The organism is Salinispora sp. H7-4, assembly GCF_013416675.1.
Taxonomy (GTDB): domain Bacteria; phylum Actinomycetota; class Actinomycetes; order Mycobacteriales; family Micromonosporaceae; genus Micromonospora; species Micromonospora vitiensis.
Map to the genome: position 1 here is coordinate 157,169 of NZ_JABZED010000006.1, position 19,338 is coordinate 176,506.

Annotated in this window: 18 protein-coding genes; 13 read left to right on the forward strand and 5 right to left on the reverse strand. The window is 72.0% G+C overall.

The features are described 5' to 3' along the window. Positions 1-92 precede the first annotated feature (92 nt). Positions 93-875 (forward strand): hypothetical protein, encoded by a 783-nt coding sequence (locus H0524_RS07090; protein WP_180197928.1) that lies wholly within the window; start codon positions 93-95, stop codon positions 873-875. A gap of 204 nt (positions 876-1,079) precedes the next feature. Continuing rightward, positions 1,080-1,901, forward strand: a complete 822-nt coding sequence (locus H0524_RS07095; RefSeq protein ID WP_180197929.1) for an HAD family hydrolase — start codon at positions 1,080-1,082, stop codon at positions 1,899-1,901. A gap of 21 nt (positions 1,902-1,922) precedes the next feature. On the opposite strand, the gene H0524_RS07100 is transcribed toward H0524_RS07095, so the two are convergent. Further along, complete coding sequence (locus H0524_RS07100; RefSeq protein WP_026185572.1) at positions 1,923-2,540, reverse strand: bacterial proteasome activator family protein; 618 nt, start codon at positions 2,538-2,540, stop codon at positions 1,923-1,925. Positions 2,541-2,619: 79 nt separating this feature from the next. Here H0524_RS07100 and H0524_RS07105 point away from each other — a divergent pair, with 79 nt between their 5' ends. Further along, positions 2,620-3,414, forward strand: a complete 795-nt coding sequence (locus tag H0524_RS07105) for a S9 family peptidase (RefSeq protein ID WP_180197930.1) — start codon at positions 2,620-2,622, stop codon at positions 3,412-3,414. A gap of 85 nt (positions 3,415-3,499) precedes the next feature. Further along, entirely contained in the window at positions 3,500-4,693 is a 1,194-nt protein-coding gene (locus H0524_RS07110; protein ID WP_180197931.1) for an ABC transporter substrate-binding protein, read from the forward strand. Positions 4,694-4,800: 107 nt separating this feature from the next. On the opposite strand, the gene ddaH is transcribed toward H0524_RS07110, so the two are convergent. After that, entirely contained in the window at positions 4,801-5,586 is a 786-nt protein-coding gene (gene ddaH, locus H0524_RS07115; RefSeq protein WP_180198063.1) for a dimethylargininase, read from the reverse strand. 106 nt (positions 5,587-5,692) lie between these two features. Between ddaH and H0524_RS07120 the strand changes: the two genes are divergently transcribed. Together H0524_RS07120 and H0524_RS07125 are read left to right on the forward strand one after the other, a co-directional pair. Further along, positions 5,693-6,151, forward strand: coding sequence for an Lrp/AsnC family transcriptional regulator (locus tag H0524_RS07120; protein ID WP_012015722.1), 459 nt, complete (start codon positions 5,693-5,695; stop codon positions 6,149-6,151). Between the two features lie 135 nt (positions 6,152-6,286). Further along, positions 6,287-8,245 (forward strand): beta-propeller domain-containing protein, encoded by a 1,959-nt coding sequence (locus H0524_RS07125; protein ID WP_180197932.1) that lies wholly within the window; start codon positions 6,287-6,289, stop codon positions 8,243-8,245. A 78-nt stretch (positions 8,246-8,323) separates the two neighbouring features. Here the strand turns inward: H0524_RS07125 and H0524_RS07130 are convergent, their stop codons facing one another. The 3 genes from H0524_RS07130 to H0524_RS07140 form a co-directional block, all read right to left on the reverse strand. After that, positions 8,324-8,593: a DUF6457 domain-containing protein gene (locus tag H0524_RS07130; protein WP_018217722.1), complete on the reverse strand. Its 270-nt coding sequence runs from the start codon at positions 8,591-8,593 to the stop codon at positions 8,324-8,326. Next, positions 8,590-9,216 carry a molybdenum cofactor guanylyltransferase gene (locus tag H0524_RS07135; protein ID WP_180197933.1) on the reverse strand — a complete coding sequence of 209 codons (627 nt, stop codon included), beginning with the start codon at positions 9,214-9,216 and terminating at the stop codon, positions 8,590-8,592. Before H0524_RS07135 ends, H0524_RS07130 begins: the two co-directional genes overlap by 4 nt. Before the next feature lie 72 nt (positions 9,217-9,288). Then, a complete protein-coding gene (locus tag H0524_RS07140; RefSeq protein ID WP_180197934.1) occupies positions 9,289-10,434 on the reverse strand; it encodes a DUF4192 domain-containing protein in 1,146 nt (381 codons plus the stop codon). Between the two features lie 150 nt (positions 10,435-10,584). Between H0524_RS07140 and H0524_RS07145 the strand changes: the two genes are divergently transcribed. From H0524_RS07145 to H0524_RS07175, 7 genes are all read left to right on the forward strand, one after another. Then, the gene (locus H0524_RS07145; protein WP_180197935.1) at positions 10,585-11,493 is read left to right on the forward strand and encodes a fructosamine kinase family protein; all 909 of its coding nucleotides are present in this window, start codon (positions 10,585-10,587) and stop codon (positions 11,491-11,493) included. Position 11,494: 1 nt separating this feature from the next. Then, complete coding sequence (gene moaA, locus H0524_RS07150; RefSeq protein WP_180197936.1) at positions 11,495-12,508, forward strand: GTP 3',8-cyclase MoaA; 1,014 nt, start codon at positions 11,495-11,497, stop codon at positions 12,506-12,508. Between the two features lies 1 nt (position 12,509). Next, the gene (locus H0524_RS07155) at positions 12,510-12,806 is read left to right on the forward strand and encodes a MoaD/ThiS family protein (protein ID WP_180197937.1); all 297 of its coding nucleotides are present in this window, start codon (positions 12,510-12,512) and stop codon (positions 12,804-12,806) included. 13 nt (positions 12,807-12,819) lie between these two features. After that, the gene (locus tag H0524_RS07160) at positions 12,820-14,076 is read left to right on the forward strand and encodes a metallophosphoesterase (RefSeq protein WP_180197938.1); all 1,257 of its coding nucleotides are present in this window, start codon (positions 12,820-12,822) and stop codon (positions 14,074-14,076) included. Positions 14,077-14,137: 61 nt separating this feature from the next. After that, complete coding sequence (locus tag H0524_RS07165; RefSeq protein ID WP_180197939.1) at positions 14,138-17,326, forward strand: UvrD-helicase domain-containing protein; 3,189 nt, start codon at positions 14,138-14,140, stop codon at positions 17,324-17,326. Between the two features lie 82 nt (positions 17,327-17,408). Beyond that, positions 17,409-17,903 carry a hypothetical protein gene (locus tag H0524_RS07170; RefSeq protein ID WP_180197940.1) on the forward strand — a complete coding sequence of 165 codons (495 nt, stop codon included), beginning with the start codon at positions 17,409-17,411 and terminating at the stop codon, positions 17,901-17,903. A gap of 187 nt (positions 17,904-18,090) precedes the next feature. Then, positions 18,091-19,329 carry an ATP-binding protein gene (locus H0524_RS07175; protein ID WP_018217731.1) on the forward strand — a complete coding sequence of 413 codons (1,239 nt, stop codon included), beginning with the start codon at positions 18,091-18,093 and terminating at the stop codon, positions 19,327-19,329. Positions 19,330-19,338 lie beyond the last annotated feature (9 nt).

Here is a 19,338-nt window from a genome sequence, read left to right on the forward strand (position 1 = left end):
GGGCAGCCGGCGGGGGAGGCGATTCGGTCCGGCCCGCCGCTGACTGGTTGTGCCATGATGCGGATCAATCTCATCGATAGGAAGGGCCTCCGATGGATCCGAAGCAACCCATCCCCCGGCAGGAAGACCGCTCCGATGAGATCGTCGGCGGGCAGTGGGGCGGGGACGGTCCTCGATCACCGGGCCACCGGCGCTCGGTCACCCAGCTCCTCCGTAACCGAGGCCTGCCCCTCGTTCTCGCCGGGCTCGGGGCCGTCGCCGGGCTGGCCTCGTTGACGCAGACGTGGGTGGTGCGGCACTTTCCCCCTATCAGTCCCGACGGCGGTGCGCTCCAGATCCGGGAGACGGTTGACCGGACGGGTGGTCTCGGCCTCGTCTACCTGGTCGGCATCCTCGGTCTGGCGGTGGCGGTCGCCCTCGCCCTGTATGGCACCGGAGCCAGTCGGCCGAACGCCCGCATCGCCGGCCTGGCCCTGGCGGCTGCTCTGCTGGCGGTGCTGGTCGCCGGGATGACCACGATCGACAACCAGGACGGAATCGCCGCCGGCTACTTCCCCGGCCAGGAGGGTTTCGTCGAATACGGGCGGGGGATGGTCGCCGCCCTACTGACCTGCGCACTACTCGGGGCTGCCGTGCTGCTCGCCCCGGCCGCCGACAGGTCCGAGCCGCAGGCCGGTGCGGCGAGGCCGGAGGACGGTGCGGCAGCGCTGGAGGACGGTGCGGCAGCGCTGGAGGACGGTGCGGCAGCGCTGGAGGACGGTGCGGCAGCACTGGAGGCCCGACGACCGCGTCCCCGCCGCGCCGCAGCGGACGACCTGCCGCCCCCCGCCGACCTCACCGTCCGCCCGACTGCCCCGTTTGTCCGCCCGGATTGATCGAGCTGTGCCACCGGGCACCGCCCGCACCACGGGCCTACCCGACCACTGGTCCCCGCCTGCCGCCCCGCCACCCGTTGGCACCGGATTCGCCGGTTGGCCATGGTTGGGGCCGCCTCCGCGAGGTACGGTTGCTGCCCGCCGTAACGCCGGGTCACACAACCGTGACGACTGGCCGCGACGGTGGCGGGCGAAGGAGGAGCCATGGTCCGCCCGGGATTACCCAAGTTGATCGCCACTGATCTGGACGGGACGCTGGTCCGCAGCGACAACACCGTCTCCGCGTACACGCACGGGGTACTCGACCGGATGCGCGCCGCCGGCATCCCGATGGTCGGCGCGACCGGTCGCGGACCGCGGCTGACCGAGCTGACCCGCAACGACATCCGCGCCGCCGACTTCCTGGTGATGGCCAACGGTGGCCGGGTGGTGGACCAGAGCGACCCGGACGGGCCGTTGGTGCTCCGCGACGAGTGGCTCTCCGGTGCGGTGCTGGCGGAGTTGCTGACCGAGCTGGAGACAGCGGTCGGCCCGCTGACCGTCATGGTGGAGTCGTCCGACGAACCCAACGCACCGCTCTGGGGGGACTACCACGCGAGTTGGCCGTACCCGGAACTGTTTGAGGCGCGCAGCCGCGCCGAGTGCCTCTCCGGCAACGTGATCAAGGCCTTCGCCCGGACCGCCGACCACCACACCGACGAGCTGTTGACGGCGGCCGAGCGAATCATCCCACCGCACACCGCCGCGCTTACCCAGGCTGGCCTGGGCTTCATCGAGATCTGCCCGCCCGGTGTGGACAAGGCGACCGGGCTCCAGGTGGTCGCCGAACGGCTCGGCGTGGACCCGGCGGAGGTTCTGGTCTTCGGCGACCAGCCGAACGACCTACCGATGTTCTCCTGGGCGGGGTGGGCCCGGGTGGCGGTGGCGAACGCGCACCCGGCGGTGCACGCCGCCGCCGACGAAGCCACTCTCCGAAACGACGACGACGGAGTCGCCGTCTACCTTGACCGGCTACTGACCCGCTGACACCGGCCCGGGCCGCACCGATCAGAGGTACTGACCGGTGCTGTGCCCCTCACCGCCCGCCGGCTGCCCCATCCCGGGCATTCCGGGGGCGATTCCGCCCGGCCCGCTGGGGAGGGCCTGCCGGCCGGAGCGCATCTGCTCCAGCTGCACCCGGGCCGCCATCTGTTGGGCGACCAAGGCCGCCTGGATGCCGTGGAAGAGCCCTTCCAGCCAGCCAACGAGCTGCGCGTGGGCGATCCGCAACTCGCTCTCGCTGGGCGCCTTCTCCTCGGTGAAGGGCAGGGCGAGACGCTCCAGCTCCTCCCGCAGCTCGACGGCGAGCCCCTCCTTGAGCTCGACGATGGAGCGCTCGTGGATCTCCCGCATCCGGTGCCGGCTGGCGTCGTCGAGCGGGGCGGCCTTGACCTCCTCCAACAGCTGCTTGATCATGCTGCCAATCCGCATCACCTTGGCCGGCTGCTCGACCAGTCGGGCCGGGTCCTCCTGGCTGTCGTCGGTCTGCACCGTGCCCACCGGACGGCCGTCCGGTCCCACCACCACCACGGTGCCGGACCGGGCAGCATCGTCCTGGCCCTGCTCGTCAGCCTGGTCCTGCACGTCGTTCTGTCCTGCGGACTGCGCTTCGGTCATGGCACCCATCTTTCCCCAGCCGCCGTCGGCGGCGCCCTCCGGGAGCAACGATCAGCGCCGATCGGGGCAACCCGCTACCGTCACCGGCATGTCCAGTGACCCGCGTGCCGTGCTCACCCGTCCCGCGCCGGCCCCGGACGTCACGGTCGCCTACGGCCCTCATCCGGACCAGGTCGCGGATCTGCGCCGACCAACCGGTGCCGGGCCGCCCGAGCGGCTGGTGATCGTCGTGCACGGCGGCTTCTGGCGAGCTGAGTACGACCGCCGGCACACCGCGCCGCTGGCGACCGCGCTGGCCGGGCTCGGCTACCCGGTGGCGCAGGTCGAGTACCGCCGGACCGGGCAACCCGGCGGTGGCTGGCCGAGAACCATGGCCGACGTCCTGACCGGGGTGTCCGAGCTGCCCCGGCTGACGGCTGAGGCGTTCCCCGGCGCGGTGGCGGCCGGCCCGCCGATCCTCATCGGTCACTCGGCCGGCGGGCAGCTGGCACTCTACGCCGCCGCCACCCGGCCCGCCGTCGTCGGCGGGATCCTCGCCCTGGCCCCGGTGGCGAACCTGGCCGAGGCATACCGGCTGGACCTGGACACGGGTGCGGTGGCCGCACTGCTCGGCGGCGACCCCACTGAGGTGCCGGACCGCTACGCCGCCTGCGATCCGCGTTCGCTGCCGCCACCCACATCACGGACAGTAGTTATGCATGGCACCCTCGACGAACAGGTGCCGGTGACGATGAGCCGTGAGTTCGTTACCGCCGGGCACGCCGCTGGCGGCAACGTCCAGCTACTGGAGCTAGCCAAGTGCGAACATTTCGGCCTCATCGACCCAGAATCACCGGCTTGGCCAGAGGTCGTCCTCGCATTACGTTCCCTCACCAAAACCTAGTGCCGAGTTGACGCAGCGTGTCCGAGCGGGGTAAAACGCCGGATGGGCCGGATACGCCCGGCCAAGATTTTCTGGAGAGGGACCGGTGACACAGGTGAACCGCAGGCGCGCCCTACAGCTGTTGGCAGCGCTGGGCACGGCCGGACTCGGGGCAGGATGCGCCGGCCGCAGTGCGTCCGACGCTCCGCTGAGCCCCATCAAGATCGGCATGCTCATTCCGCAGACCGGTGACCTCACCGATGTCGGAGTCGAGGTGGCCAACGGCTTCCAGCTCTTCCTGGATCTCAACGAGGAACAGCTCGGCGGGCACCCGACCGAGCTGGTCGCCGTCGATGAGGGCAACGACGCGAAATCCGGCCAGGCCGCGGTGGAGAAGTTGCTCAACCAGGGAGTGCTGGCCCTCACCGGCGTGGTCAGCTCGACCGTCATGCTCGGCATCCGGGACACCGTGGAGCAGGCCCAGGTGCCGCTGGTCGGTTCCAACGCCTCCCCCAGCAGTCTGCAGAGCGTCGTCTACATCTGGCGCACGTCATACGTGCTGGACGAGGCCGGTCGGGCCCTCGGACGCTACCTGCAGGAGGCGCTCGACCCATCGGCACGGCTGGCGATCATCATGCCGGACTCTTCAGCCAGCAAGGACGTACTCCGGGGCTTCCAGGAGGAATTCGGGCAGTCCGATCCCCGGATCGGAGCTCCTGTTACCTGGACGGAGGATTTCTCCGGCGTCCCGGGCAAGAACGCCTACCAGCGGGATATCGCCACGGCGCTCACGCGCGCTTCGGACGGCGTCCTCTGCTTCTTCGCCGGCGCCGCTGCCGTGGAGTTCCTCAAGCAGCTCCGCGCGGCGGGGTACACCGGCCCCGTCTACGCCCCGGGCTTCCTGACCGAGGGCAACGTCCTGGCGAGCTTCAAGAACAAGGCGGATGTTCTCGGCATCCAGACCACCCTGAACTACTCGCCCGACGTCAACAACGCGGCCAACCGGCTCTTCGCCTCCGCGTACCGCAAGAAGCATGGCACCTCCCCGACGGCGTACGCGACGGCGTCGTACGACGCGGCGCACGTCCTCAACCAGGCGATCCGGCGTGCTGGCGAGTCACCCACCCCGTCGGAGGTGAACCTCGCGCTCGGCAAGATCGGCCGAATTGACAGCCCTCGCGGCGTGTGGCAGTTCAACCAGTCGCGCACCCCGCAGCAGCGGTGGTACCTCCGGGAGGTCCAGCTCGACGGCCAGCTCCTCTCCAACGTGCTCCTGACCGAGCTGGCCACGCTCGGCTGACCGGGGGCGGCCCGGACCCGCCCCCGTGGCCACGCTCGGCTGAACGGGGGCGGCGCGGATCCGCCCCCGTGGCCACCTGCCGACGCGGGGCCGCTCGGCGGCGAGCGTTAGCGGCGCAGTTCAGCGATGCAACACTTCACGCTGCCGCCGCCCTTGCGTAACTCGGCCAGCGCCACCGGCACCGGCTGGTAACCGGCGGCTGCCAGCTTGTCGGCGAGGCCGGTCGCCTCGCTGTTCAGGACGACGTTGTGTCCGTCGCTGACCAGGTTCAGACCGAACGCGAGGGCGTCGGCGTCATCGGCGACCACGGCCGCGGGAAAGAGCTGCGCCAGAACCTTCTGGCTGGTGGTGGAGAAGGCACCCGGGTAGTAGGCGATGTTGCCGTCGTCGATCGAGGCCAGCGCCACGTCCAGGTGGTAGAAGCGAGGGTCGACCAACCGCACCGAGACCACCGGCCGGCCCAGCGCCTCCTGCGCCTCGGCGTGGGCGGCGGGTTCGGTCCGAAAGCCGTAGCCGGCCAGGACGAGGCCACCATGCGCCGCCGGCAGGTACGCGAAGTCACCCTCACCCTCGTTGGTAACGGTCGGGGCAATGAAGTGCCAACCGTGTGACTGGTAGAAGGCGCGGTGGGCCGCGGCCTCGGCGCTGCGCTGCGCATGCTTGAACCGCGCGCCGTAGACGGTGCCATCGACGACGAGGGCGCCGTTGGCCGCGTAGACCATGTCGGGTAGCCCCGGCGTGGGGGTGAGCAGGTGCACGTCGTGGCCGAGCCCGACCAGCGTCTCGCGCAGCCGGTCCCACTGCTTGACCGCCAACTCCACGTCAACCGCGGTGGTGACGTCCATCCACGGGTTGATCGCGTACTCAACCGCGAAATGCTCCGGCGAGCACATGAGATATGTCCGCTTTCGCGGCACTCGCTGCTGGTTCACGATTACCAAGGTAGGTACCGTCGAACAACGGTAACAGCCACAAATATTGCTTTCAGGAGGCAGAACCTTGCAGATTGACGCAGTAGATCAGCGAATCATTGCGCTGCTGGTCGCCGATGCCCGTGCGTCGTACGCCGACATCGGACAGCGGGTTTCCCTCTCCGCCCCGGCCGTGAAACGGCGCGTCGATCGGCTTCGCGCGACCGGAGTCATCCGCGGATTTACCGCCGTCGTTGACCCGGCCGCGGTCGGCTGGACCACCGAGGCCTTCGTCGAACTGTTCTGCGCCGGTCGAACCACGCCACCGCAGATCGGTGTCGCCGCCCGTCGACACCCCGAGGTCGTCGGCGCCTACACCGTCTCGGGCGAGGCGGACGCCCTCGTCCACCTGCGCGCCGCCGACATCGCCCACCTCGAGGCCGCACTGGAACGCCTGCGAGCGGAGTCCTTTGTGACCTCCACCCGCAGCACCATCGTGCTCTCCCGGCTCGTCGAGTCCCCCGGCGTCGGCCCATCCCCCGACTGATCACCGTCACTGCTGCTCCCAGCCATCCCGGGACCCACCACCGCCGCATCGGCAGGGGTAATCCCCCGCTGCTGCCGCGGCGCACGACAGCGCGCCGTACGGGAACCGCGGGCCGACCGGCGGCGTCGGAGGGGCATGACATCACGCCGTCCCACTCTTGTCGCGGGTACCTTGCTCGCGCTCCTCCTGCTCGCGGGCAGCGTCGCCGCGACCCGGTCACCGGCGCCGACGACGCCACCGGCCGAACCCGAGTCACCACTGCGGTTGGTCTCCTTCGACTCCTGCGCCGATGCGCTGGCCGAACTGCGCGCCGCGACGGCAGCCCAGGTCGGCCCGTGGGGGCTCGCCAACGGCGCGCCCCAGCAACGGACCGGGTTGACATCGGCGTACGCCGCCAGCAAAGCGGCGGAGTCGACGCCGGCCGGGGAATTCTCGCCTACCAATGCGTACGAGCCCGGCGTTGACGAGCCGGACCTGGTCAAGACCGACGGGCAGCGGATCGTCACCATCAGCCAGGGCGTGCTCCGGGTCGTCGACCCCGCCACCAACCGCTTCGCCGGGCGGCTGGACCTCAACGATGGCCTCAAGCAACGCCCCTGGGGCGGGCAGGACCTGCTCCTGTTCGGCGATCACGCGATGGTCCTCACCAGGGCGATGGTGACCCTCCCCGCGGCCAGGCCGGGTCGGGAGGGCAGTGCCGTGGCGTCACCCGGGTTGATCCCCCCTGCGACCCGGCTCCACCTGGTCGACCTGAGCGGCCCACCCCGGGTGCTCAGCACGTACGAAATCCACGGTCGCACCCTGGACGCCCGACAGACCGGGAGCACGGTCCGGTTGGTGGTCGAGTCCCACCCCCAACTGATCTTCCCGGAGTTGCCCACCAGCGCCGACGAGGCGGCCCATAGGGCGGCCTACCGGGCCACGATCGCCGCCGCGGGTATCGACGCGTGGCTACCAGCCTACGAGTGGACAGCCGGAGCGGAGCGCGGGAGCGGCCGGGTCGGCTGCGACCGACTCAGCCGCCCACAGACCGGCACCGGCTCCACGGTGCTGACCGTGCTCAGCTTCGACCTCACCGCCGACCGGCTCACCGACGGCGACCCGGTCAGCGTGGCCGCCGGCGCGGACACCGTCTACAGCACCGGTGACAGCCTCTACCTGGCGGGCCAGCGACAGCTGGCGGCATCGTCCACTCCGGCTCGGCGGCCCGACCAGGCCGGCCCGTCGGTCACCGACATCTACCAGTTCGACACCACCACCGGTCGTCCCCGGTACGTCGCCGCCGGCACCGTGCCCGGTGGGCTGATCAACCAGTACGCCCTGTCCCACTGGCAGGGCCACCTCCGCGTCGCCACCACCACCACGGGCCAGCTCGCCACCACGGGCCAGGACGCCAGCACGGACCGAAACGCCAGCACGAGCCAGGACGCCAGCACGAGCCAGGACGGGCGCAGCTCGGAGTCCGGCGTGCACGTGCTGCGTCGACAGGGCGGGGTACTGACCCAGACCGGTGCGGTCACCGGCCTGGGCCCGGGGGAGCAGATCTATTCGGTGCGCTACCTCGGTGCCACCGCGTACGTGGTGACGTTCCAGCGGACCGACCCGCTCTACGCGCTCGACCTGAGCGACCACGCCGCCCCCCGGGTCACCGGGGAGCTGAAGATCACCGGCTACTCGGCGTACCTGCACCCGGTCGCGGACGGCCGGCTGCTCGGTATCGGGCAGGAGGCCGACCTCGACGGACGCACCCAGGGGGTCCAGGTCTCGCTCTTCGATGTCCGGGACCCGGCCCAACCGCTCCGGTTGGACCGCTGGCACCGCCCGGACGCCTGGTCCGCCGCCGAGCACGACCCGCATGCCTTCCGGTACGACCCGAGCACCGGGCTACTCGCTGTCCCGGTCAACGCCGGTCTACGTCTGTTGCGGGTCGCCGGGGACACCCTCACCGACCAGGGCGAGGTGACCCACCCGGCTGGCGGGCACATCACCCGTTCGCTACTCGTCGGCGACACCCTCTGGACGGTGTCGGACGCGGGCCTGCGGGCCTCCGACCCGACAACCGGTCAGAGTGTGGCCTGGCTTCCCAACAGCTGACGGCCTGGCCTCCCTGCAGCTGATCAGCCCCGCTCCGGTGGTGGGCCCCGGCCCCTCGGGTTTCCGGGCCCACCACCGTCATCGGCCCAGCGTGTCGCCGGAGCCCTCGGAACCCAGCTCGACCGGCCAGTTGGCGACCAGCTGGTGGATCCGGGCCGCGGCGGCGGCGGGCTCCGCGCCCCCGCCCACCGCGACCCCCACCAGGTAGGCGGCGACCGGCGCGCCGGGTCGCAACACCTGATGTGCCACGTCCCGCGTCAGGTCAAGCACCGCCGGCACCGGCACCCGAGCCGGGTCGAGGCCGAGCTCGGCGCAGACCGCCGTCACCCAGTCGTCCATCGAAGTCATCGCACCCACTCCTCTGCCCGACGTAGATCCTCGTCGGTGTCACAGTCGAACCATGGCGGGGGCCCATCCCCACGCCACGGCACCTCGCGTACGGCCAGCCCATGCAGCAGGGCCCGCAGTGACGCCCCGGCCAGGGGGCGCTGGCTGACCAGCCGGGTGAACGCGGCCCGCAGCGGGGCGACCCGCCACACCCCGCAGAGCGGCTGCCGCCGCCCGGCGTCGTCGGCGAAACACACCCCGTCAATCCCGCCGGGACCGGCCGCCGGTTGGCCCGCGTCCCGCTCGCCGTCGAGCTGGCCCAGCAGTTCCCGGACCGCATCCCCCGTGAGTAGCGGCAGGTCGGCGGCGAGGAGGGCGAGGAGGTCCACATCGGCAGGTAGCCGGGCCAGCCCGGCCGCGGCAGCGGCGACCGGCCCCCCGCCCGGTGGCGACTCTCGGGTAATCACCACGTCGGCCGGCGCGCCGGCCGCTGGGCCCACCAGGATTCGCGGTGCGGCGTCGGCGACCGCGGCCAGCACCCGGTCCCGCATCGGGCGGCCACCGACCGGCCGGGCTGGCTTGTCCACGCCGTCCATCCGTCGGGCCGCACCCCCGGCCAGCACCACCGCCGCGTACCTGCGCACCCGGCTACGGTACCGGCCGAGCCTGGTTGGCCCCGCGCCCACCTGCACGAACAGCAGCCTGCCACGGGCCGGTCAGCGGGCACCCCGCCTGCCCCGCGGGGGGCGGGGACGAACCACGCCGGGCAGCGCGATGGCTGGCCACCCGGCCAGCCGGGTCGGCGGCACCCCACGCCGAAGCAGGTCGTCCACCAGCAGTGCGAGCGAATAGTCGGAGTGCAGGGCGAGCACCCGTTCCAACGCCACCGCCGCCAGCGCCCCCTCCCCGGCCCGCCAGGCCGCGAAGGCCAGCAGCGAACCCGGGGCGGCGATCAGCTCCGGCTCGGCGCGGCGGAGCAGGTCGGCCCAGAACGCGATGTCGGCGTCCCGCCCGTCGGTTCGCTCCCAGGCCAGGTCTCGCACCGTCTGGTCGGTCAGCAGCCAGCTCAGCCAGGCCACCTCGTCGTCGTCGAGTCGTCCGCCCCGTCGGTGCCGACGCTGAGCAGCCCGGATCGCGATGCTCCCCGCCGCCCGCACCGACCGTCCGCCGGACCGGTCAGCCGACCGCCCGCCGGACCGGTCGGCTCCGGGTGCCCGGGCTACCAGGTCGGCGAAGCGCCGCCCCGCCCGCAGCGCGGCCCGCCGCAGCCGAGCTCGCTCGTCGCCCTCGACCGACGCCACCTGGGCGACGAGCGCCGCCCGGTCGGGCAGAGCGACCTGACCGGCGAGGACCGCGGCGGCGGCCACCTGACTCGTGCTCGAGTCGTACCTGGTCCCGTCGGGCGGACAACACTCCGGCTCCGGGCAGAGATACGACCAGTAGCGGCCATCGGTGACTCGGAGCGCGTCGAGCACCGCGATCCCGACCTCGGCCAGGGCCTGCCGGACGGCGTCAACCGCGGGGGTGACCTTGGACGCGGGCCCGTAGCCGAGCACCGTCGCGCGGTCGGTGGGCTGTTGTGCGACCACTGCCGCCAGATGTCGGGCCGCCGCGGCAGGCCCGCCCGGAGTGGCAGCACCGCCCGCAGTGGCAGCACCGCCCACCGCGCCGACGGAGCCGGTCGCAGCGGTGGAACCGGCCAGGCCCGCAAGGTCTGCCCGCGCGGCGAAGGTGACCCGTGGACCACGCATCCCCACCACGACCACGCTGTCCGCCGGATGAAACCCGAGCAGGTAGGGCACGGCGGCGATCAGGTCCGCGCCGGAGCGTACGGAGAACCGGGGGAGGTCAGTCGGGGCCATTCCGGCAGCCTGCACGCCGCCCCCGACCGCCGTCCGCCCCTGTGGACGACACGCGGTCTGTCCACAGCTACGTTGGGTAGTTGCGCTGGTCATGGCGACTTCTCGGCCTCTGCCGCCCTCGGCCTGCCCCGACCCACTACCGTCCGACCCATGGATCTGGCGTACCTGCGGGCCCACCCGGAGCACCTGCCGACCTTCCGGACCCACCAGCGGATCCGGGAGACGCCGGTCGCCGGGGGCAGTAGCTGCACCGCCGCCCGGCTCACCCTTGACGACGGGCATTCGATCTTCGCGAAGACCTGGCCCGAGACGGCCACCGGGGACCAGCCGGGGCACTTCTTCGCCAGCGAGGCGGCCGGGCTGCGCTGGCTACGGGAGGCGGACGCGGTCGCCGTACCGGAGGTGGTCGTGGCACTGCCCAACCTGCTGGCGCTGGAATGGGTCGAGCCCGGCGAGCCCGACCCGGGGGCGGCCGAGCGGTTCGGCCGGGAACTGGCGGCCCTGCACCGGGCCGACGCCCCGGCCTTCGGCGCCGACTGGCCAGGCTTCATCGGCACGCTACCGGCGGACAACACCCGGGACGACGGCCCGTGGTCGCGGTGGTTCGTCGAGCGCCGGCTCCTGCCGTACCTGCGGATGTCGGTCGACAACGGCGCGCTCGGCCCGGCGGAGCGGAAGCTGGTCGAGCAGGTCGCCGACCGGGCCGCCATCCTCGGCGGCGACGAACCGCCGGCCCGGCTGCACGGCGACCTCTGGCCGGGCAACCTGCTCTGGGGCCGCGACGACCGGGCCTGGCTGGTCGATCCGGCAGCACACGGTGGCCACCGGGAGACTGACCTCGCGCAGCTCGCGCTCTTCGGTGGCGCACCGCACCTGGACCGGATCCGCGCCGCCTACGACGAGGCGTGGCCGCTGGCCGATGGCTGGCCGGAGCGGATCCCACTGCACCAGCTTCACCTGCTGCTGGTGCACACCGCACTCTTCGGTGCGTCCTACCGCGAAGCGGTAGGTCACACCGCCCGGAGCGCCCTACTCGGCTCCGGCGCGCTACCGTCGTGAGGTGAGCGCCGCCCGACCGACCGCTGGCGTCCTCGTTGACCGGCATGGCCGCGTCGCCCGAAGCCTGCGCGTCTCCCTGACCGACAAGTGCAACCTGCGTTGCACCTACTGCATGCCGGCCGAGGGGCTGCCCTGGCTCGCCGGGCCGCAGCTCCTCGACGACGACGAGGTGGTCCGGCTGATCCGGATCGCGGTGCAGCGGCTCGGGGTGACCGAGGTGCGGTTCACCGGTGGTGAGCCGCTGATCCGACCCGGCCTGGTCGGCATCGTCGCGGCGGTCGCGGCGCTGGCCCCCCGGCCGCGCATCTCGCTGACCACCAACGGCATCGGGCTGGACCGGCTGGCGCCGGCCCTGCGCACCGCCGGCCTGGACCGGGTGAACGTCTCGCTGGACACCCTCGACCGGGAGCGGTTTGTCCGGCTGACCCGACGGGACCGACTGGCTGCCGTGCTCGCCGGGTTGACCGGCGCGGCCCAGGCCGGGCTGACCCCAGTCAAGATCAATACAGTCCTGATCCGCGACATCAACGAGGACGAGGCGCCCGCGCTGCTGCGCTTCGCCCTCGACAATCACTACGAGCTGCGCTTCATCGAGCAGATGCCGCTGGATGCCCAGCACGGCTGGGACCGGTCAACCATGGTCACCGCCGACGAGATCCTCACCCTGCTCCGGGCCGAACACACCCTGGTACCGGACCCCGCCCACCGGGGGGCGGCACCAGCCGAGACCTGGCTGGTCAACGGCGGCCCGGCGCGGGTCGGCGTGATCGCCAGCGTCACCCGCCCCTTCTGCGGAGAGTGCGACCGTACCCGGCTCACCACCGACGGCCAGGTCCGGGACTGCCTCTTCGCCACCACCGAATCCGACCTGCGCGGAGCGCTCCGCGCCGGGGCCGACGACGACGAGCTCGCGCGCCGCTGGCAGGCCGCGATGTGGGGTAAACGGGCTGGCCACGGCATCGACGACCCGGGGTTCCTGCAACCCGACCGCTCGATGTCCGCGATAGGAGGCTGACATGTCCGACCTACGGGAGCCGGCGGCCGACGCCCGACCCGACCGGATGACCGCGACCCTCACGATCCGCTACTTCGCCGGGGCCCGGGCGGCGGCCGGACGCGCCGAGGAGCACCTGCCCGCCGGCCGGTCGCTGGACGCGGTCCTGACCGCCATCGCCGACCGGCACGGCGAGCGGCTCGGCGCGGTACTGGGCGTTGCCAGTTTCCTGGTTGACGGGGTGAACTGGCACGATCGACGGGCACCGCTGCCCGCGGGCGCCACGATCGACGTTCTGCCACCCTTCGCGGGTGGCTGAGGGAGGCACAACCGTGTTCGCGGTACTGGGGTTCGTCGCCGCTCTGGCCCTCCTCACCGGCCTGGTCCACCTCTACCTCTGGAAGCGACTGGTACGCGACACCACCCGGCCGGGGCTCCCGCGACGCGTCGGTGGTGTCACCATGCTGGTGCTCGCGGTGCTCGCCCCAGCCACGATGGTCGGCACCCGAGCCGGGGTGCACTGGCTCGCCTGGCCGGGCTACCTCTGGCTCGCGGTCCTGTTCTACCTGCTGGTCCTGCTGGTGGCCCTGGAGCTACCGATGGCGGTCGCCCGGCTGGTGCTGCGCCGCCGGAGGGCCGCCGCCACGCCCACCGCACCGGCACCAGAGCCCGCCCTGGTGGCGGCCGGCGGGTCGGCCGAGCCGCCGGCCACCGCCCCGCCCGTCGGCGGGCAGCCGGGCCACGATCCGTCCCGCCGGTTACTCCTCGCGCGCGGGGCGGCGATCTTCGCCGGACTCACCGCCACCGGCCTGACCGGCTACGGCATGCGCACCGCCCTCGGGCCACCTCAGCTGGACCGGGTACAGGTCCGCCTGGCCCGGTTGCCCCGGAGCATGGATGGCCTCCGCATCGCCACCGTCTCCGACATCCACATCGGCCCGCTGCTCGGGCGGGCGCACACCGAACGGATCGTGGCCACCATCAACCGGCTGGACGCCGACCTCGTCGCGATCGTCGGCGATCTGGTGGACGGCTCCGTCGCCGAGCTGGGCGAGGCGGCAGCGCCGCTACGCGACCTGCAGTCCCGACACGGCAGCTACTTCGTCACCGGCAACCACGAGTACTACTCCGGCGTGGAGGAGTGGGTGCAGGAGGTGGACCGCCTGGGCCTGCGGGTCCTGCAGAACCACCGGGTGGAGATCAAGGTCCGGGGCGGGGCACTCGACCTGGCCGGGGTCAACGACGCCGATGCCGCCGGCACCGGGGTGGCCGGCCCGCCGGACTACACCGCCGCCCTCGGCGATCGGGACCCGAACCGACCGGTGGTACTCCTCGCCCACCAGCCGGTCGCGGCCTTCGAGGCCGCCAAACACGGTGTTGACCTGCAGCTCTCCGGGCACACCCACGGTGGGCAGATGAGGCCCTTCAACTATCTGGTGCAGCTCGAGCAGCCGGTGGTCTCCGGCCTCGGCGAGGTCAACGGCACCCAGGTGTACGTGACCAACGGAGCCGGCTTCTGGGGGCCCCCGGTCCGGGTCGGCGCCGAGCCACAGGTCACCCTCGTCGAGCTGCGTTCGGTTTCGGCATAGTGCAGCTCACGTGAGCGCGTGGCGGCGAGCGTCGGACGCGGGCTTTGTGGCAAGATGCCTCGTGCCTCCGATCAACGCCGCACCCCCCGGTGGCCTCCCATCCTTCGTCGCGGACCTGCACATCCACTCGAAGTACTCGCGGGCGTGCAGCCGTGATCTCACCCTGCCGAACCTCGCCTGGTGGGCTCGACGTAAGGGCGTCGCCGTCCTCGGCACCGGCGACTTCACCCACCCCGCCTGGTATGACCACCTCCGGGAGACCCTGCAGCCGGCGGAGCCGGGTCTGTACCGACTCGCTCCGGAGGCCGAGCGGGAGATCACGCGCCAGCTACCGCCACGCCTCGCCGACGCGGCGGAGCACACCCCGGTACGGTTCATGCTCAGCGTCGAGATCTCCACGATCTACAAACGCGACGACCGGACACGCAAGGTGCACCACCTGGTCTACCTACCGGACCTGGCGGCGGTGGCCCGGTTCAACACGGCGCTCGGGCGGATCGGCAACCTCGGCTCGGACGGACGGCCGATCCTCGGCCTGGACTCCCGCGACCTGCTGGAGATCACCCTTACGGCGAGCCCGGACGGCTACCTCGTACCGGCGCACATCTGGACGCCGTGGTTCTCCGCCCTCGGCTCCAAGTCCGGCTTCGACGCGATCGCCGACTGCTACGCCGACCTGGCCGAGTACATCTTCGCGGTGGAGACCGGCCTCTCCTCCGACCCGGAGATGAACTGGCGGGTCGGCAGCCTCGACCGCTATCAGCTGGTGTCGAACTCCGATGCCCACTCGCCGCCCGCGCTGGCCCGGGAGGCGACGGTCTTCAGCTCCGCCCGCGACTACTTCGCCATCCGGGAGGCGCTGCGGACCGGCGACGGCCTGGCCGGGACGATCGAGTTCTTCCCGGAAGAGGGGAAGTACCACGCGGACGGCCACCGACTCTGCGGGGTCAACTGGGCGCCGGAGCAGACCCGGGCGGCCGGCGGCCGCTGCCCGGAGTGCGGCAAGCCGCTGACCGTCGGAGTCCTCAACCGGGTGGAGGAGTTGGCCGACCGCCCGGCGGGGCACCGGCCGGCGCACGCCCGGGACGTCACCCACCTGGTGCCACTGGCCGAACTCCTCGGCGAGATCAACACGGTGGGGGCGCGATCCAAGAAGGTCGCGGGCAAGCTCAACGACCTGATCGCCGCGCTCGGCCCGGAGCTGGAGATCCTCACCCGGACGCCGCTCGCGGAGATCGACCGGGTCGGCGGCGAACTCCTCGCCGAGGGCATCCGCCGGCTTCGTCGGGGCGAGGTCCGCCGGGTGTCGGGCTTCGACGGCGAGTACGGCGTCATCACCCTCTTCGACCCGACCGAACTCCGCCCCGGCGGGGGCGCGGCGGCGCAGGAGACGCTCTTCGACGTACCCGCCGTGCCGGCGCCGCGCCGTACCGCGGAACCGACCCCGAAGCCGAAGGCCCGTCGTCCGGCGGCCAAGCCGGAGCCGAGGCGGGTCAGCCCACCCGCACCGCCGATCGCGCCACCCCCCTCGCCGCACGAGCCCTTCGAGCCGATGCTGTCCGGGATGGAGGAGGTCGGCACCGGTCTGCTCGACCGGTTGGACGCGATGCAGCGAGTGGCCGCGTCCGCGCCGGGTGGGCCGCTGCTGATCGTGGCCGGTCCGGGCACCGGCAAGACCCGTACGCTGACGCACCGGATCGCGTACCTCTGCGCGGAGCTGAACGTCTTCCCGGAGCGCTGCCTGGCGATCACCTTCACCCGGCGGGCCGCCGAGGAGTTGCGGCACCGACTCGACGGGCTACTCGGGCCGGTCGCCGAGGACGTCACCGTCGGCACGTTCCACTCCGTCGGCCTGCAGCTTCTGCGGGAGAACCATGCGGCCGCCGGTCTGCCGGCGAACTTCCGGATCGCCGACGACGCGGACCGTGCCGCCGCCCGGGCCGAGGCCGGCGACGACGACGGCACCTACCTGGCGCTGCTCCGCAAGCAGGACCTGGTCGACCTCGACGAGCTGCTCACCCTGCCGCTGACCCTGCTGCGAGCCGATCGGCGGTTGGCCGACTCGTGTCGCGAACGGTGGCAGTGGATCTTCGTTGACGAGTACCAGGACGTCGACGAGGTGCAGTACGAGCTCCTCCGGTTGCTCAGCCCCGCCGACGGGAACCTCTGCGCGATCGGCGACCCGGATCAGGCGATCTACTCCTTCCGGGGAGCCGATGTCCGCTACTTCCTGCGCTTCTCGCAGGACTTCACCGATGCCCGGCTGGTCCGGCTGAACCGCAACTACCGTTCGTCGGCACCGATCCTGGCCGCCGCGGTACAGGCGATCGCCCCCACGTCGCTGGTCCGGGGTCGCCGGCTGGACCCGGCCCGGCTCGACCCGGAGGCACCGCTGCTCGGCCGGTACGCGGCCACCTCCGTCGCCGATGAGGCCACCTTCGTCGCCCGTACGGTGGACGAGTTGGTCGGCGGGCTGTCGCACCGCTCGCTGGATTCGGGGCGGATCGACGGCGGCACGACCACGCTCTCGTTCTCCGACATCGCGGTGCTCTACCGCACCGACGCGCAGGCCGCGCCGATCGTGGACGCGCTGTCCCGGGCGAACATCCCGGTACAGAAACGTTCTCATGACCGGCTCCGGGACCGCCCCGGCGTCGCCGAGATCGCCCGGGAGCTGCGACACACCGGCGGTGTTGACGGCGGCCTGCCGGCCCGGGTTCGGCTCGCCGGGCAGGTGGTCGCGCAACGGTTCGCCACCCCCACCCTCGACGGCTCGGGCACCGCCGGGCCGACCGACGTACGGGTGGCGGTCGACCTGCTCACCCCACTGGCCCGGCGCTGCGGCGATGACCTGGACCTGTTCCTGTCCCAGCTGGCGACGGGGGCGGAGGTGGACGCGCTCGATCCACGCGCGCAGGCGGTCACCCTGCTCACTCTGCATGCCGCCAAGGGGCTGGAGTTCCCGGTGGTCTTCCTGGTCGGCGCCGAGGACGGGCTGTTGCCGCTGCGCTGGCCCGGCAGCGAGCCGGACGACGACGCGGTCGCCGAGGAGCGCCGGCTCTTCTTCGTGGGGCTGACCCGGGCGCAGGATCGGCTCTACCTCAGCCACGCCGCCCGCCGATTCCGGCACGGCACCGAGTACGACTGTCGACCCTCACCATTCTTGTCCGCGATAGATCCGGGGCTCTTCGAACGCCTCGGGGAACCGGAGTCCCGCCGCCCCAAGGACCGCCAGCTCCGCCTGGTCTGAATCGCGGCCGCCACCCACTACGGTGGCGAAGGCGGCGATACCCCGGGTGTCCAGCCGCTCACACTCCCGCAGGAGGACGCGCATGCCGGACTACGAGCCACCAGCCAGCCCCGGTGCCGAGCCGCTTCCCGCTCGGCGCCGCGGACCGCTGGTTGCGGTACTCGGCATCGTCGTGTTCCTGACCCTCGGGGCCGGGGCGGGCGCCCTCTGGTTCCGCGCCGGGGGCGACGAGACGCCGGCGGCGTCCGGCCCCACCGGCACGGCCTCGGTCTCCTCAGCCGAGCCCGCCACATCGGTGGGGCCCGGTATGGCGGCTCCGAACTCCTCAGCCAACCCCCGCTTCGTCGAGGTCGGCCAGTGCGTCCGCAACGACGGGCCGGCCGACGGCACACCCGAACTGCTGATCACCGAGTGCGGCCCGCAGACGTACGAGGTGCTGCGCCGCGTGGACGGCCCGACCACGGGCGAGAAGGACGCGGCGGCGAAATGCGCCTCTGTCGGCGGCTACACCAACTGGTTCTTCTTCGACAGCGACCTGGACGCTCTCGACTTCGTGCTCTGCCTGAAACAACGCTGAGCACCGCCGCTCGGGGGACGACAACCAACGAGACACCGGACCGCGCACGTATTTCCACACCTAGGGCTATCTAGCGTGGTGGCTAGACAGCCCTAGATGTGACTCGACACCCGGATGCACGACACGCCGGTAGCTCCATCTACCGAGATCTAGCCCCACTGCTAGACAGCCCGATAGTCTCCGATGCGTGGATCCGATCCGCAATCCCTACGCTCCGGGCGCCGGGCAACGCCCGCCCGAGCTGGCCGGGCGCGGGCGGGAGCTGGACGTCTTCGACATCGTGCTGGAGCGGATCGCGCGCGGCCGCCCCGAGCGCAGCCTGATGCTCACCGGGCTACGCGGCGTGGGCAAGACGGTGCTGCTCAACACGCTCCGGTCGCAGGCCATCAACCGACTCTGGGGCAGCGGCAAGATCGAAATCCGGCCAGACCAGTCGCTGCGCCGCCCGATCTCGGCCGCCCTCCACATGGCCGTGCGCGAGCTGGCCCCCCGGCACCGCGCTCCAGACCGGATCGACGCCTTCCTCGGTGTCCTGAAGGCCTTCGCGCAACGGTCCGCCCCGAGCGGTCGGGGCGGGACCTCCCCCCGGCTACGGGACCGGTGGCAACCCGGCATCGACGTCCCCGCCGCGAGTGGGCGGGCCGACTCCGGCGACATCGAGATCGACCTGGTGGAGCTGCTGACCGACGCCGCCGCGGTGGCCGCCGACGTCGGCACCGGCATCGCCGTCTTCATCGACGAGATGCAGGACCTCGCCCCGGAGGAGGTCTCCGCGCTCTGCGCCGCCTGCCATGAGCTGTCCCAACTCGGCGCGCCGCTGATCGTCGTCGGTGCCGGCCTGCCGCACCTTCCGGCGGTGCTCAGCGCAGCGAAGTCGTACTCCGAACGGCTCTTTCGCTACCAGCGCATCGATCGACTGGACCGGATCGCCGCCGACCAGGCGCTCTGTGCGCCCGCCGCGCGCGAGGAGATCGAGTACGAGCAGAAGGCGCTCGACCTGCTCTACGAGAAGTCCGGCGGCTATCCCTACTTCGTCCAGGCGTACGGGAAGACGACCTGGGACCACGCTCCCCGCTCACCGATCACCGCCGCCGATGTCCGGGTGGCGGCGCCGGACGCCGAGGCCGAGCTGGCGGTGGGCTTCTTCGGCTCCCGGTTCGAGCGAGCCACTCCGGCCGAACGCGAATACATGCGGGCGATGGCGACCCTCTCCCTGGTTGACGGTACGGACGTCGGTGCCCCGGATGACATGGACGCCGCCGTGCCGACCGCCGAGATCGCCCGCGCGCTGGGGCGCAAGCCCGCAAGCCTCTCCCCGGCTCGGGACGCGCTGATCAAAAAGGGTCTCATCTACTCCGGCGAACGCGGCACGGTGGCGTTCACGGTGCCCCACTTCGGCCGCTACCTCCGCACCCAGCCGGCGTAGCCGGGTCGA